The 15,690-nt window shown below is 41.2% G+C and carries 16 protein-coding genes and 1 pseudogene; 6 read left to right on the top strand and 11 right to left on the bottom strand.

The window, feature by feature from the left end:
• From C2M30_RS09645 to C2M30_RS09625, 5 genes and pseudogenes are all read left to right on the top strand, one after another.
• Entirely contained in the window at nt 1-645 is a 645-nt protein-coding gene (locus tag C2M30_RS09645; RefSeq protein ID WP_105171654.1) for an MBL fold metallo-hydrolase, read from the top strand.
• A gap of 78 nt (nt 646-723) precedes the next feature.
• Entirely contained in the window at nt 724-1,182 is a 459-nt protein-coding gene (locus tag C2M30_RS09640) for an Lrp/AsnC family transcriptional regulator (RefSeq protein ID WP_010560230.1), read from the top strand.
• Between the two features lie 198 nt (nt 1,183-1,380).
• Nucleotides 1,381-2,937, top strand: a complete 1,557-nt coding sequence (locus tag C2M30_RS09635; RefSeq protein WP_105171479.1) for a SulP family inorganic anion transporter — start codon at nt 1,381-1,383, stop codon at nt 2,935-2,937.
• 163 nt (nt 2,938-3,100) lie between these two features.
• Nucleotides 3,101-4,164, top strand: a pseudogene (locus C2M30_RS09630) (sensor histidine kinase).
• Nucleotides 4,165-4,166: 2 nt separating this feature from the next.
• Entirely contained in the window at nt 4,167-4,991 is an 825-nt protein-coding gene (locus C2M30_RS09625; RefSeq protein WP_010560227.1) for a LytR/AlgR family response regulator transcription factor, read from the top strand.
• A 139-nt stretch (nt 4,992-5,130) separates the two neighbouring features.
• Here C2M30_RS09625 and C2M30_RS09620 read toward each other — a convergent pair whose 3' ends face one another.
• Nucleotides 5,131-6,066: an NAD(P)-dependent alcohol dehydrogenase gene (locus C2M30_RS09620; protein WP_105171478.1), complete on the bottom strand. Its 936-nt coding sequence runs from the start codon at nt 6,064-6,066 to the stop codon at nt 5,131-5,133.
• 113 nt (nt 6,067-6,179) lie between these two features.
• Between C2M30_RS09620 and C2M30_RS09615 the strand changes: the two genes are divergently transcribed.
• The gene (locus C2M30_RS09615) at nt 6,180-6,740 is read left to right on the top strand and encodes a TetR/AcrR family transcriptional regulator (protein WP_105171477.1); all 561 of its coding nucleotides are present in this window, start codon (nt 6,180-6,182) and stop codon (nt 6,738-6,740) included.
• 79 nt (nt 6,741-6,819) lie between these two features.
• On the opposite strand, the gene C2M30_RS09610 is transcribed toward C2M30_RS09615, so the two are convergent.
• The 10 genes from C2M30_RS09610 to C2M30_RS09565 form a co-directional block, all read right to left on the bottom strand.
• On the bottom strand, nt 6,820-7,812 hold the full coding sequence (locus C2M30_RS09610) for an ATP-dependent 6-phosphofructokinase (protein ID WP_105171653.1): 993 nt from the start codon (nt 7,810-7,812) through the stop codon (nt 6,820-6,822).
• Between the two features lie 134 nt (nt 7,813-7,946).
• A complete protein-coding gene (gene ttcA, locus C2M30_RS09605; protein ID WP_100913276.1) occupies nt 7,947-8,849 on the bottom strand; it encodes a tRNA 2-thiocytidine(32) synthetase TtcA in 903 nt (300 codons plus the stop codon).
• Between the two features lie 58 nt (nt 8,850-8,907).
• Complete coding sequence (gene uspE / locus C2M30_RS09600) at nt 8,908-9,837, bottom strand: universal stress protein UspE (RefSeq protein ID WP_105171476.1); 930 nt, start codon at nt 9,835-9,837, stop codon at nt 8,908-8,910.
• A gap of 80 nt (nt 9,838-9,917) precedes the next feature.
• Nucleotides 9,918-10,649, bottom strand: a complete 732-nt coding sequence (locus C2M30_RS09595) for an FNR family transcription factor (protein WP_105171475.1) — start codon at nt 10,647-10,649, stop codon at nt 9,918-9,920.
• A 47-nt stretch (nt 10,650-10,696) separates the two neighbouring features.
• Nucleotides 10,697-11,359 carry a sulfite exporter TauE/SafE family protein gene (locus tag C2M30_RS09590; protein WP_105171474.1) on the bottom strand — a complete coding sequence of 221 codons (663 nt, stop codon included), beginning with the start codon at nt 11,357-11,359 and terminating at the stop codon, nt 10,697-10,699.
• Nucleotides 11,349-11,519 carry a cbb3-type cytochrome oxidase assembly protein CcoS gene (gene ccoS, locus C2M30_RS09585; RefSeq protein WP_010560219.1) on the bottom strand — a complete coding sequence of 57 codons (171 nt, stop codon included), beginning with the start codon at nt 11,517-11,519 and terminating at the stop codon, nt 11,349-11,351. Before ccoS ends, C2M30_RS09590 begins: the two co-directional genes overlap by 11 nt.
• 14 nt (nt 11,520-11,533) lie before the next feature.
• A complete protein-coding gene (locus tag C2M30_RS09580) occupies nt 11,534-13,903 on the bottom strand; it encodes a heavy metal translocating P-type ATPase (protein ID WP_105171473.1) in 2,370 nt (789 codons plus the stop codon).
• 3 nt (nt 13,904-13,906) lie between these two features.
• Nucleotides 13,907-14,398, bottom strand: a complete 492-nt coding sequence (locus C2M30_RS09575) for a FixH family protein (protein WP_100913279.1) — start codon at nt 14,396-14,398, stop codon at nt 13,907-13,909.
• A gap of 158 nt (nt 14,399-14,556) precedes the next feature.
• Entirely contained in the window at nt 14,557-15,504 is a 948-nt protein-coding gene (gene ccoP, locus C2M30_RS09570) for a cytochrome-c oxidase, cbb3-type subunit III (protein ID WP_100913280.1), read from the bottom strand.
• Nucleotides 15,501-15,689 (bottom strand): cbb3-type cytochrome oxidase subunit 3, encoded by a 189-nt coding sequence (locus C2M30_RS09565; RefSeq protein ID WP_010560215.1) that lies wholly within the window; start codon nt 15,687-15,689, stop codon nt 15,501-15,503. The genes ccoP and C2M30_RS09565 overlap by 4 nt, the downstream gene beginning before the upstream one ends.
• Nucleotide 15,690: the final 1 nt, after the last annotated feature.

The following is a 15,690-nucleotide window of genomic DNA, read 5'->3' as shown; positions in this document are numbered from 1 at the left end:
ATGTTAGACGTTTTTACAAATCCTGTTACGCCGTTTGCACAAAATGCTAATTTATTAGTGTGTCAAACAACTAAACACGCTGCGATTATTGATCCCGGTGGGGATATTGAAAAGTTAATCGCGGCAATTAACAGTACAAATGCCTCACTAAAAGCGATTTTATTAACACATGGTCATTTAGATCATGTTGGTGCTGCGAAGCAATTGGCCGAAACCTACGATGTGGATATTGTTGGTCCTCATTTAGGCGATAAGTTTTGGTTAGATGCATTGCCACGACAAAGTGAAATGTTTAACTTTCCGCTTGCCGAGGTATTTACCCCTAACACCTGGCTAGCGGACGGTGATACCTTTTCATTTGGTGAAATCACCCTAGAAGTGCGTTTTACCCCGGGGCATACGCCAGGCCACGTTATTTTTATTGAACATGACTCTAAACGGATATTCGTTGGTGATGTTTTGTTTAACGGTTCGGTAGGGCGCACTGATTTTCCAGGTGGCAATGCACAGCAGCTAAAGCAGTCGATTGAATCACAGATTTATTCGCTGCCAGAGGATTATACGGTTTACCCAGGTCATGGGCCAACCACAACTGTAGGTCATGAAAAACGCACCAACCCATTTACCAGTGGTCGCTTTGGCTAAATTATTAATAAATCAGCAGACGCAAAGACTATTGTATAGTATTATTTAACCATTAATGAGTAAATTTAAGAATAAGCTATGTCATTAAACCAAGTAGATCGTCAAATACTCGCATTGATTCAAAAAGACGCGAGCTTATCAACGGCAGAGATTGCCGACAAAGTAGGGCTATCACAGTCTCCTTGTTGGCGTCGTATTTCTCGTTTAGAACAAGAAGGATATATCAAAGGCAAGGTAGCGATTTTAGAGCCGAAAAAACTCGGTTTTGATATGTTGGTTTACGCGCATGTGCGCCTGTCTAGCCATGGCCGCGCGCAGCTAGCTGAATTTGAAGAACTTATTCAAAGTTATGATGAAGTAACTGAGTGTTACACCATGGCAGGCACTATGGACTTTATGCTTCGTATTATTTCAAAAGGCATTGAAGGCTATGAGCAGTTTGTGCGTGATAAATTACTAAGTTTAGATTACGTTCAAGAAGTACACTCGAACGTAACCATGACCTGCGTAAAACGCTCAACTTCGTTGCCGCTATAATTTCGAGTTATTGAGCACTCCAACGGGGCACACAGATAACAATATTTATATTTAAACCGCCTTTAGGCGGTTTTTTTGTGAAATTTAATAAATTGTTATAAATCGTCGATTCTGCTAAACTTCGCGCCCTCAAAATAGACTAAAATAAACGCATTACAGCAAGTTTTGCTCAATGTTGTGCTACTCAATGGGAGATCCATGTTTAACTTATTATCTAGAGCCCCTAAATCGGCAAAGAACGATATTCTGTCTGGTTTAACCGTCGCACTAGCCCTTGTGCCAGAAGCGGTGGCTTTCGCATTTGTTGCGCACGTAGAACCTTTGGTTGGCTTGTATGCAGCATTTATTGTTGGTCTAATTACTGCTGTATTTGGTGGTCGCCCAGGTATGATTTCAGGTGCAACAGGTGCGTTAGCGGTTGTTATGGTGAGTCTAGTTGTCACCCACGGTGTAGAGTATTTATTTGCAACCGTACTCTTGATGGGTATTTTGCAGATCTTAGCGGGTGTGCTAAAGCTTGGTAAATTTATCCGTATGGTACCGCACCCAGTAATGCTCGGGTTTGTTAATGGTTTGGCTATTGTTATTTTCTTAGCGCAGCTAGGGCAATTTAAAGCGCCTGATGCAAATGGTGAAATGCAATGGATGACAGGCGAGCCAATGTTTATCATGGCTGGCCTTGTTGCGTTAACCATGGCGATTATTCATTTCTTACCAAAACTCACATCTGCAATTCCTTCTTCGCTTGCGGCAATTGTTGTAGTAACTGGTTTGGTGATTGGTTTAGATTTAGAAGCACGTACAGTTGTTGATTTCTTAAAAGATATGACAGGTGACGTAAACGCGACGATGGCAGGCGGCTTACCTGAATTTCATATTCCGAACGTACCTATGACACTTGAAACCCTGTGGATTATTTTACCGTATGCCTTAGTACTTGCGGCAATTGGTCTAATTGAGTCGTTATTAACACTGACCTTAATTGACGAAATTACTGAAACACGTGGTAACGGTAACCAAGAATGTATTGGCCAAGGTGCTGCAAACGTAACATGTGGTTTCTTTGGTGCGATGGGGGGCTGTGCGATGATTGGTCAGTCAATGATCAACATTAACTCAGGCGGTCGCTCACGTCTTTCAGGTATTACAGCAGCAGTTATGCTGCTGATGTTTATTTTGTTTGCAGCCAGCCTAATTGAAATGATCCCGCTTGCAGCGCTTGTAGGCGTAATGTTTATGGTAGTACTTGGCACATTTGAGTGGTCAAGCTTCCGTATTATGAAAAAGGTGCCTAAGACAGACGCGTTTGTGATTGTGTTAGTATCGGGTGTTACGGTAGTAACCGATCTTGCTGTAGCGGTATGTGTTGGTGTTATTGTGTCTGCGTTAGTGTTTGCTTGGGAGCACGCGAAACATATTTACACGACGTCTTACATCGATGAAAACGGCTCAAAAGTATATGAATTACACGGTCCGGTATTCTTTGGCTCAGTTAAAAACTTCTTAGAGCTATTTGATGTTAAAAATGACCCAGCGGATGTGATTGTTGAGTTTAAACACAGTCGTGTTGCCGATCACAGCGCCATTGAAGCAATCGACAGCTTAGCCGAGCGCTATTCTAAACAAGGTAAAAAACTACACTTGCGTCATGTTTCTAAAGACTGCCAGAAGTTATTGTCTCGCGCAAAAGACTTAGTCGAAGTTAACGTAATTGAAGATCCAACCTATAAAGTTGCGTCTGATAAATTAGGTTAATTTATAATCACTTAACAATTGAAAGCTGGCTTCTGCCAGCTTTTTTTATGGCAAATTGCAACTGCCTTGCGATGAGTTGCATGGAAAGCAAGGTAGCTGTCAGTGCCTTTCTGGCCCACATTCTTATAATAAGAGATACCAAGGATACATGAATTTAAGAATTTTGAACTGGCAAAGACTAGTAGAAGACAGACAAAAGTTTTTTTGGGTATTACAAATAGCCGGCTGGGTTGGTTATGCCCTAGTAAACTATATTGGCTCACGCGTTTTCGAAATGCGCGACATCTACGTATTTGTTATCGTGCTAAATGCCTATGCAGGATGCTTGTTAACGATCCCTCTGCGTTATTTATATCGTAAGATTTGGAATGCCAAGCCGCTATTTTTAATTTTTGTGGTATTTGTCGCCTCGTATATTGTCGGTACATCTTGGTCAGTTATTCAAAAATTTAACTTGTGGGAAATTTATCGTCACGGCTATCGCCCTGATGAATGGTTTTATTATTTCAAACAAGGCTTAGATTCAGTTTACATTGTGCTGTGTTGGAGTGGTTTGTATTTTGGTATTAAATACTATCAACTACTGCAAGGCGAAAAGCAAAAGGCGTTAAAAGCCAATACCATGGCACATGAAGCGCAATTAAAAATGTTGCGTTATCAACTTAATCCACATTTCTTATTTAATACGCTTAACGCAATTTGACGCTGATTTTGGTAGAAGAAAATAAAAACGCTAACCAAATGGTCTCTAAGTTAAGTGAGTTTTTACGTTATACCTTAAACACCGATCCCATCAAACGCGTGCCGTTTGAACAAGAACTACATGTTTTGGGGTTATACCTTGATATCGAAAAAGTACGCTTTGACGATCGCTTAAGCATAGAAATTGATGTAAGCGAAGAAGCAAAACATGCGCTGGTACCCAGTATGATTTTGCAGCCCTTGATTGAAAACTCAATTAAGTACGCCATTGCCAATTTAGAAAGTGGCGGTGCGATAGCAATCAAGGCACAGGTGTTTGCTAACGAATTATTATTAGAAGTATCCGATAACGGTCCTGGTACGGATATCAGTGAGGGTGAATTAGTGAAAAGTTCAGGCGTCGGGCTTGCAAATACGCAAGATCGCTTAAAGACGCTTTACGAACATAACTATTCATTTGTATTATCTAACAATCAGCCGCAAGGTCTTGTTGTAAATATACGTATACCGTTTGAAAAAGGATAACCATGAACACAATAAAAACACTTATTGTTGATGACGAACCTCTCGCACGAAAGGGGTTATCAATAAGGTTAAGAGATTTCCCACAAATTGAAGTAGTGGGCCTTTGTAAAAACGGTGAGGAAGCGTTGGCGGAATGTAAACGTCAGCAAGTAGATCTAATGTTTTTAGATATACAAATGCCAGGGTTGTCGGGGTTAGAAGTTGTAAAACAACTGTCTGAATCGGCGTTAGGGATCCCTGCAATTGTATTTGTTACTGCATTTGATCAATACGCAGTGAAAGCATTTGAAATTCACGCATTAGACTACCTTCTTAAACCAGTAGACGACAACAGATTGAAGAAGGCGGTAGAAAAAGTGCAAACATATTTAAAATCACAAGAAGATACAAGCCATAAACGTAAACTTGCTAGCTTTGTAGCGGGTATTACGGGTAACAACTGTGAAGAAATTCTTAAAAAGCTTGCTGCTGGCGATAAACTAGAAGAAACCCGTTTCCCAGAGTCCATTGCGGTAAAAGAGCAGGGTGAAATTGTTCGTGTGCAGGTGAGCAGTATTCAATGGGTTGACGCCGCAGGCGACTACATGTGTTTACACTGTGCTGATGGTAAAACACATATTTTACGCAAAACCATGAAAGAGCTGGAAGCCGAACTTGATCCAAAAGAGTTCGTGCGCGTACACCGTAGCGCTATTGTAAATAGCAAGCAAATCAACAAGCTAGTCACGCAGGTAAGTGGCGAATACTTACTGGTACTAGAAAACGGTCAAGAATTAAAAGTAAGCCGCAGCTACCGCGATAAAGTAAAAGCTGCCTTAGCGAGCTAAGTTGAAAAATCCGCTAGCATAAAGTATCTGTTGCGCATATCGAGCAACAGATACTTTATTCACGGCGTGTTGCCACATTTTCACTGTGGCAATTTAATCGCGCTTCTTATATTTCATTTCTCAACTGCTAAATGCCAAATTATTCGAAATTGAGCACAACACGACCACGTCGCCCTTTTTGTAAAAATCGTGAAATAGCACTTTGGTAGTCTTCGAATAGAAACTCACTATCAATACAGGTTTGGATTTCTCCTTGCGCGACCCAATTTGCGATCTGTGTTAATTTTGCGCTATCACCTTTATCCACGTACAAGTATTTGGTTTTTCGCTTTCTAAATGCATTCATGACAAAACTTAAAAAGTGTTTGTTAGGCTCAGCAGGTATAAAGACCCCATCACTCACTAGCAGGTGTTTAACTTGTTTATATAATTTTGTATTGGATAAGTCTAAAACAACGTCGTACTTGTCTTTTAAAGATTCTAAAGGGCTCGCGTGATAGTCGATTACATCATCGGCGCCAAGTGATTTTAAAAATTGCAGATGTTCATCACCTGTAAGCGCTGTGACGTGTGCGCCAGCGCGCTTAGCAATTTGAATTGCATATACACCAAGTCCGCCTGATGCACCGATTATAAGCACTTTGCTGTTACTCGTGAGATTAACTAATTCGTTAAGCGCAACATAACTTGTTAGTGCACCAAGCGGTAGGGCAGCTGCGTGTGAAAACGACAAGTTCGCGGGTATTTTTGCAATGTATTGCTCGTTTACGCTAACAAATTCTTGGTGAGTTTTATCGCTTTTTAGCAGATTGACGTAACCAAAAACCCTGTCGCCTTTTTTAAATGTGTGACCATCCGTTGCCACTAAACCTGAAAACTCGATACCCGTCTTAACTGTGTAGTTGTTTCTTGCCAATTTAAGAAACAAATCATACTTACCTTTCGCAAACTCTAAATCGATTAAATTAATCGTTGTGCTTTTAACTTGAACTAGTACTTCACCTTCACCAACCTGTGGCATGTTCAAATCGCGTTTAATCACTAATTGCCTATTTTCAGCGACAAGTCCTTTCATATTTCACCTTATATAATTATTAGGTCACTCGACCTATTGTTATATTTGGTCAGTCGACCTAAAATGTCAATAGTTGGTGTATTTAAAATTTTATAGTTGGTAGATATCCCGTAATGACTAAACAAAACGATAAAAATAAAAAGATATTGCAGGTAGCAACTCAGCTATTAAAAAGTGAAGGTGACATGGGCTTGACGATGCGCAAAGTGGCAACCTCAGCAGGTATGTCGCTTAGTAACGTGCAATATTATTACACCAACAAAAATGCCTTGCTTCAGGCGATAGCAGATCAATATTTTGATGATTGCGTAACACAGTTAAAGCAACAAACTCCGCTTGAGAGCTTTGAGCAGTTACATTTGTTAATTACATCTCAGCTTAATTATGCTCGAGAAGTATCGGATATGTGTCGAATATTCAGAGAGTATTGGGCGATTTCAACACGAAATGACGATATAAATGAATATTTACGCCGCTACTATGAAACTGTGTTTACGGTTATATGCGATGTGTTAAGGCCGTTAAGTCACGATGATTGCACGCTTAAAACATCAGCAGCACTGCTTGTGTCTTTTGTTGAAGGTTACTCAGTAGCAGGTAAATTTATGCCTGTTGAGAGTGAGCGTATGGCAAGTACCTTACTAGAGGCAGTGCGTGGCAGTTTAACTAAGTAATAAGCCTTGTCACCCAGCAGCAATTAACGTGTTTGCTGGGCGCGGTAAAAGGGGCTTGGTAGGCCAAAGCTAATCGGTTTTAATCTAAATTAAAGTTCAACTGGTTAAGACGTCTGATAATTTTCTGATTATACGTATTGCTGTAACTGGTGGCGCTAAAGGCAGTTTCGGTGGCGGTGTTATTTAGCATGCCAACCATAATATTGCTTTTATTCGCTTTTATCGCTTCAACCGCCGCGACACCTAACTGAGTTGCGAGTACTCTGTCAGGCGCAACCGGACTGCCGCCGCGTTGAATATACCCTAAAATTGCCGCTTTACTGTCTACACCGGTATAGCGTTCGATTTTCTTACTCAAGTCATGAGCGCTAAAGCTTAGCGAATTTTCCGCCATAACAATAATGTAGCTGTCGGTGCGATGATTGCGAATGGCTTTATTGATGTTGACGAGTAGGTTATCAATAAACTGGACTTCATCTTCAATAATTTCTTTGCAAACAATATGTTCCGCACCAGAACCTATGGCGGACTCAACCGCTAAAAAGCCACAGTTTCGGCCCATTACTTCGACGATAAAAATACGCTCAAACGCGTTAGCGGTATCGCGAATTTTATCTATGCTGTCGAGCGCGGTTTCTACCGCGGTCCAAAACCCGATTGTTTGATCTGTGCCGTTAATATCGTTATCTATGGTGCCTGGAATACCAATGATATTACCTTGCCACAGTTCGCTAATAGCTAAACAGCCTTTAAAACTGCCATCACCACCAATCACGATTAATGAGTCGATGTTATTGCTGTCTAATGTCTCAACCACGCGTTTGGGACCACTACTGTCAAGCATTTCAGGGCAGCGTGCTGACTTTAAAATGGTACCGCCTTTACGAATAATATCGTCGACTTTATGGCAATCAAGGGTAATAAAATGATTGTCAATTAACCCGTTATAACCGCCGATAAAACCGAGTACCTGATACTGATATTTCTCAGCTTGCAGTGTTACGGCGCGAATTGCGGCATTCATGCCGGGTGCATCGCCGCCAGAAGTAATTAACGCAATTTTTTTAGACATAGTAACGCGAGCCATATTGAGGGCTGATAAGCCAATACTATTAAAAAACAGTATTAAATTAAACAGTTGTTTGATATGAAAAAGAAAAAAGGAAGCCGACGCTTCCTTTTATAAAGAGATAAGTAGCAAATTGATTAGAGTTGTATAACGTTCACGTCTTGTTCGTCAATTTCTAACCCAACGGGTACCGCAGGTACATCAGGTTTATCAAGGGCGATATCACCTTCATCAATCTGCGAATCTTTATTTAACTCAGCAAAATTAAAGATTGATGGGTCCGCTAAATGCGATGGCACCACGTTTTGCATTGATGTAAAAATAGTTTCTACACGGCCTGGGTGGGTTTTATCCCATTCATTGAGCATTGCTTTTATGTGCTTACGTTGCAAGTTCTCTTGCGAACCACATAAGTTACACGGAATAATTGGAAATTCTCTTGCTTCAGCGTATTTTACAATATCTTTTTCTTTACAGTAGGCAAGTGGACGAATAACCATGTGCTGACCATCATCGCTTAATAGCTTTGCTGGCATACCTTTCAATTTGCCACCATAAAACATATTTAAGAACATGGTTTCAATCATGTCATCACGGTGGTGACCGAGTGCGATTTTAGTTGCGCCCATTTCTTTTGCTGTACGGTATAAAATACCGCGACGTAAGCGTGAACACAGTGAGCAGGTGGTTTTACCTTCAGGAATTTTATCTTTTACGATGCTGTAGGTATCTTCTTCGACGATTTTATACTCAATGCCCAGAGACTCCAGGTATTCAGGTAAAATATGCTCAGGGAAACCGGGTTGCTTTTGATCTAGGTTGATTGCAAAAAGCTCAAAGTTAACCGGCGCAGAGCGTTGCAAGTTTTGCAAAATATCAAGCAGCGTATAGCTGTCTTTACCGCCTGATAAGCACACCATTATGCGGTCGCCTTCTTCAATCATATTGAAGTCTGCAATTGCTTGACCAGTAAAACGACGAAGTCGTTTCTGTAACTTATTAAGGTTATATTTCGCTTTAGCTTCTGCTGAATGCGACATACAAATACGCCCCTAGAACAAATAAAGGGGCGTATTATAGGTGAAAATATTAACGAGGTTAAGACTTATCTAAAGGGCTTTTATAACCTTGTGGTTTTAAGGCTAATACATCGCAATTTAAACTATCAATTACATGTTCAGCGGTGTTACCAATAAGTGCTGCGCTAATGCCAGTGCGCCCAACGGTGACCATTACAACCAGTTCTGCATCTAATTGGTTTGCTACTTGTGGCAATACATCTTCAGGTAAGCCTTCGTTAATATAGCAATGACTTGGCTCGACTTGATATTGCTCTGCAAGCTTATGGGTAGTTGCAACATGATGTGCTTTTACTGACTCTGCGTATTGACCTGCGTCGAATTCTGGAATTTCAATTGCAATATTAACCGGCGTACCTGGATAGGCATTGACTAAGTTAAGATTACCGTCAATTAAATCAGCCAGATAAGCGGCTTCTTTCATAATTGTATGGTTAAGCGCTTGATGGGTTTCTTCTTCGCTTGATGCATTAACTGCAGCTAAAATTTGTCCGCCTGCTGGCCAATCATGCTCTTTTACCAGTAACAAAGGCACTGGGCATTTTCGAATTAGGTGCCAGTCGGTAGGCGTGAAAATAACGGATTTAAGCGTATCATGCTGATGCGTGCCTTTTACAACCATGTCGTAGTTTTGCTCAAGCACCGCTTCAATAATGGATTCGAAAGGACGGTTATGCCAAACCACTTGGCAATCCACGTTTATGTCACCGCCATGCTGGTTAATTAAAGATGTGATCCATTCTTTTCTATCGTTGATAACCGCGTCGCGCATGGCATCGCGCTCTTCACGACTGAGCATCGTTGTCATTTCATATGAAAAGTCGTAAATAGATAAAAAGGCAGTAATTTGAGCGCCGGACTTCCTTGCCAACTCGAATGAGCGGTTTAGCGCGATTTGCTTATCTTTACTTGGGTCGATAACCGCAAGAATTTTTTTGATGGTATTCATAAAAACCTCCCAAATTATAAATTCAGTGTACTGGATCTATACTAATTTGAAAGGTTTCTAATAGATTATTTTGTTTTAGATCAAGACTTAATAGAAGCGACTTTGAATAATTCGTCAGCATCTAAAATGGTAATGAACTTACCTTCAACTTTGATGATATCGGCTTTTTGGAAGCGGCTTAATAAACGGCTGATTGTTTCAACGGTTAGGCCAAGGTAATTACCAATTTCACCACGGGTCATGGTTAAACGGAATTCTTTTTTACTAAAACCACGCTCACCAAAACGGGTAGAAAGATTCGCTAAAAACGCAGCTAGGCGCTCTTCAGCTGTCTTTTTGTTGAGCATCAGTAACATTTCTTGGTCGTAATTGATCTCATTGCTCATCATACGCATCACTTGGTGACGTAATTTAGGCAATTTCCCTGAAAGGTCATCTAATGTAGTGAATGGAATTTCACATACCATGGCTGTTTCCATCGCTTGTGCGTAGCTTTTATGGCTCATCGTGCTAATGCCATCAAAGCCAACAATGTCGCCCGCTAAATGAAAGCCAGTGATTTGCTCTTCGCCACTTTCAGTTAAGGTATATGATTTAAACGAGCCTGAACGCACAGCGTAAATAGAACGAAGTGGTTGTCCGGCTTCAAATAAGTAATCACCTTTATGAAGCGGTTTCTTTCGCTCGATGATGTCATCTAACTTGCCCATTTCTTCCGCGTTAAGAGAAACCGGAATACACAGCTGACTGATACTACAATCCTGACACTTAATCGCGCAGTTTTTCGATACTGATTTTTTGTTCAATTCCATGACACACCTAGAGAAAAGGAAATACCAGAATAATTTATACTAAAACCTTATAGTAACGCAATTATCAAAAGGTATAAACCGTAGAAAATGAAGATGTTACCAAACACCATACGCATCATCGTATGATTAAGTATTTGCTTAAATTTTTCTGCCGCAAATGCCAGTCCAACCATGGCGGGTAACGTGCCAATGGCAAACAACAACATAAAGGCTGCACCTTGCACTGCTGATTGGGTTGATATAGCAAAAAGCAGGGCAGAATAGACTAAGCCACAAGGCAACCAGCCCCACAACATACCATACGCAAGTGCTTTTGATTTTGTGTTAACCGGTAATAAGCGTTTGTTGAGCTTAACTAAATGTTGCCAGATAGCGACTTTACCAACACTTTCAATCCAATTAAGCGAAAACGTAAGGCGCATAATATAAAGTCCAACCAAAATCATAAACACACCGCTTAATATTGATAAAGCATGTGAAAATGTGGTTGATTGCGAAGCAAACTGCTGACTAATGCCTGCGGCCAGAGCACCGGCGATGCAATAGCTTAGTACGCGGCCTAAATTATAGAGTAGGGTATAGCGCTTAATTTGTGCTTTGTCTTTAACGGCGAGCGTTAATGATGACGCGACACCGCCACACATTGCTAAGCAGTGTCCGCTGCCTAACAACCCCATAACAAGCGCTGATATTAAGTGACTAGTTGTCATTACTTTTGTTGTGCTGCTCTTTATCGTCTTCGAATAATATGCTGTGTGCTTGTTTATCAAGATTATTAAACTGCTCACTGCGAACAGCCCAAAAGAACACGCCAATTGCGACAATTACCAACAAAATAGCGATGGGAATTAATACATAAATAATGCTCACTGTTACGTGCCCCTTTATTTAAGTAAACGTAATGAATTACCGATTACGATTAGTGAACTTGCCGACATACCGATAACAGCAACCCATGGCGGTACCATGCCCATTGCCGCAAGTGGTAATATAGAGCCATTGTAACATAGCGAAATAGCAAGGTTTTGCTTTATCACTCGGCGAGTCAATTTAGCTGTATTAAATAATCGACTGATGCCATTAAGTTCGCTGTTTAGCAAAACAACATCGGCGGTGTTTTTTGATATATCTGCACCCGATGCCATCGCAATTGATAAATGCGCGCTATTAAATACCGGGCTGTCATTCACGCCATCACCGACCATAGCAACAATTTTGCCTTGATGCGAAAGTTGCTCAACCTCTTTTTGTTTATCGCTTGGGCTACAACCTGTTTTTACATGATCAATGCCTAAGCTTGATACTAGTTGTTTACCTGCAAGCGAAGGGTCGCCCGTTAAAACTTGCAGCTGCAAATTATTAGCTTTAAGTGCACTTAAGGTATCTGCCGCATGGTCGCGAATTTTATCCTGTAATTTAAAGCCCGCGATCACGCGCTCGTTTAGGTATAAAAACACGTCGTGCGTTGTATCTGCTACTTGGCAATGCCAGTTTGCTTTACCGATAGCAACAGTTTGCTGTTGGAATACTGCAGAGATACCTTTTCCTGTTTCAATTTCAACATCACTAATTGCGACAGGTGACACATCTAATTCGGTAAAAGCTTTACTAATAGGGTGCTCTGAATAGGTTTCCAAGGTTTTTGCTAGCGCGTAAACCTGTTCTAATGACACGCTGTCATCAAACAATTTGGTATCAAGTAAGGTGAATTTACCTTCGGTTAACGTACCCGTTTTATCAAACGCAATATCAGTAACCTTAGTTAAGGTTTCGAGCACGTGGGAGCGTTTAATTAGTACCCCTTGCTGGGTGAGTTTGGCAACAGCACAAGTCAGCGCCGTGGGGATAGCTAAACTCAGAGCACATGGACAGGTAGCTACAAGTACTGCGATGGTCACCCAAAACGCATGTTCTGGTTCGATGTGGTACCACGAAAAAGCGGTAATCGATGCAAATACAAGTAAACATGCCACAAACCATTGCGCCACTTTATCGGTAATTTCTGCGATTTTAGGACGCGAAGTGAGCGCTTGATGTTGCAGGCGGACTATCTGATTAATAAGTGTGTCTTGACCAATTTGGTTAACTTCAATGCTAATAACGCCATCGTGATTGACCGTGCCGGCATAAACTTGGTCGCCAACTGTTTTAGCAACGGCGGCGTGTTCGCCTGTCATCATTGCTTCGTCAACAGACGTTTTACCGTCGATTAGAATACCATCCGCAGGGATTGTTTCACCTGCTTTGATCATCACTTTGTCGTTTAATTTAAGACGTTTTGCCGCAATGATTTCTTCTTCATCATTTACTAAACGGGCGGTAAGCGGTAACAGTTTTTGCAAGTTGGCAGTAAATTCAGAAGCCTTTAAACGAGCGCGGAATTCTAAATATTTACCTAACAATAATAAGAAGGTAAACATGCAGATAGATTCAAAATACACTTCGCCGGTTTCAAACACGGTTGCCCAGCAACTTGCACCATACGCGCCAAAAATAGCAAGTGATACCGGTAAGTCCATATTCAGTTGCTTGGCTTTTAAACCACGAATCGCAGACGTAAGAAATGGCAGGGCAGAGTAGAGAATAACCGGTGTGGCAAGTACTAAGCTGATCCAACGGAAGTATTGCTCAAAGCCTTCATCCATGCCTGAGAACATACCAAAGTACATGGCAAAAGCGAACATCATGACTTGCATGGTCATCAGGCCAGCAACACCTAACCTGCGCACATAGGATTGCGCTGTTTGTCGCTTTTGTTGCTCTTCGTGATCTTGTTGAAAGGGGTAGGCACGGTAACCAATGCGTGCCAATGACTCAATAATGGTACTGAGTTTTAGTTTGGACTGATCCCATTTTACCATGGCGCGATAGGTTGATGTATTTACATCAACACGCATCACGTGACCTAGATTAAGTAACTGTTTTTCAATAAGCCAAGCACATGCCGCGCAACTAATGCCTTCGACACTCAGCAAGATTTCTGCGATATCACCTTGCTTGGTGAGAAATTCTGACTGAATATCTTCATCATCGTAGCTTTGGAACATTTTAATCTGTTCCGGCACAAGTTCTTGAACTTTACCTGCGCTGTCGGTGCGGTATTTGTAATAATCCGACATACCTTGTTCAATAATCGCCTCGGCAACTGCTTGGCAGCCCAAACAACACATCGGCTTTTCGTCATTTTCAAAGGTAATGCTTAATGAAATACCTGCTGGAATAGGCTCTAAGCAATGAAAACAGTTTTTAGACATAGGTTACTTATATTCTGGCTTAATCTTAAATGCGCTGTCGTAAGGTAGTTTTATGTTTTCTTTTAATTTCCATTCGCCGCCAATCGGTTCAATAAATACCGTGTAGCGTGCATCAAGCAATTTTTCGCTAACGCCTGAATACGCACCGTTGGCGTTAGGTGCTAGCATTAAGTCAACGTCTTTATCTTTTAATGTGGTGTGATAAAACGATACTTTTAGTGCAGCAGGCTTAAGTGAGTCGCCCTTTGTGAAATTAACGGTAACAACACCGTTACTAACGGTTAGGTCTGCGTGCAAGTAAAGTGCTTTAGCACGGTCAAACTTAGAGAGTTCTAAGTTAATTGCTTTGCCTTTTTTGTAATAGTCGTCAACAACCATTGAAGGCCCTTTGTCAGACATATAAAAAAGCAGGGTAATACATGCGATAACGGCACTCGCTGGTACAAAGATGATAAACCAAGGCCAAAATTGTTTATACCAAGGGGTTGTAGACATAGTGAATAATCGTTAAATCAAATGTGGCGTTATTCTACTTGATGTGGTGTGAAAAGGGTAAAAAAAAGCTCCCGATTGGGAGCTTTTTTGATCTAGGTTCGTACTCTTAACGCAATTTTAAAATTAGTTTAAATAACGCGTTAAGTTTAACTAATCAATTACTTATCTTGAGATAAGCTGTATACGTACGCTGTTAAGATATGTACTTTATCTTCGCCTAGGATATCTTTCCACGCTGGCATTACACCGGCACGGCCATTGCGAAGCGTTTCTTCAACCGCACGTTGTGAACCACCGTATAACCAAACATTATCTGTTAGGTTAGGTGCACCAAACGCGTAGTTACCTTTACCGTCCATACCGTGACACGCAGCACACATTGCAAATTTAGTTTGACCTGCAGCTGCATCTTTTTGGTTAACAGTACGACCTGAAAGGCTTAGTACATAGGCTGTAACTTCTTTAACGCCATCTTCACCAAGTGCATCAATCCACGCTGGCATTGCAGCAACACGACCGTGAAGAAGTGTTTGTTTGATAGCTTCAGGTGAACCACCGTATAACCAATCGTTATCCGTTAGGTTAGGGAAGCCTTGGCCGCCACGTGCATCAGAGCCGTGACACTGTGCACAGTTTTGCGAGAATAAACGTTGACCGATTTCTAGTGCTTCTTCGTTAGTCGCAAGATCTTTAATATCTTGTTTTGCGAATTGCTGGAATACCGGACCAAAACGTTCTTCTGCAGCTTCCATTTCTTTATCTAGCTGTACGCGTTTGTCTGCGTTAGCTATTACAGCGTCTTTTGACTCTTGGATGTTCAAAACACCTTGGTTTGAACTCGTCCAGTCTAAAACACCTTTAAAGTTACCCATACCCGGATAAAGGATAAGGTATACAACGCCCCATACGAAGGTTGCGAAGAACATAATTGTCCACCACTTAGGTAGTGGGTTGTTTATCTCTTCGATACCATCGAATTCGTGGCCACATGTTTCATTTTCTTCAACGCCTACGTAGTTCTTTAAGTTCCAAACTAGTAGTCCGAAGCAGATTGCTAAGCATGCTATGGTTAATACAATAACCCAAATGCTCCAAAACGTAGTCATTTCTCAGACTCCTTTTTTTCCTTTTCGCCAACTGTATTGTTATGTACGTTTTCGTCTTCGAAAATCGCGTTTGCTGCTTCATCAAAGTTCTTTTTAGAACGTTTGCTGTAAGCCCACCATACAATGGCAATAAAAAGTACTAATAATACCAGAGTAAATATGCCTCTGAATGTGCCGTAATCCATA

This window comes from Pseudoalteromonas sp. T1lg24 (genome assembly GCF_002964745.1).
Classification (GTDB): Bacteria; Pseudomonadota; Gammaproteobacteria; order Enterobacterales; family Alteromonadaceae; genus Pseudoalteromonas; species Pseudoalteromonas spongiae.
This window is presented reverse-complemented; position numbering and strand designations above follow the sequence as displayed.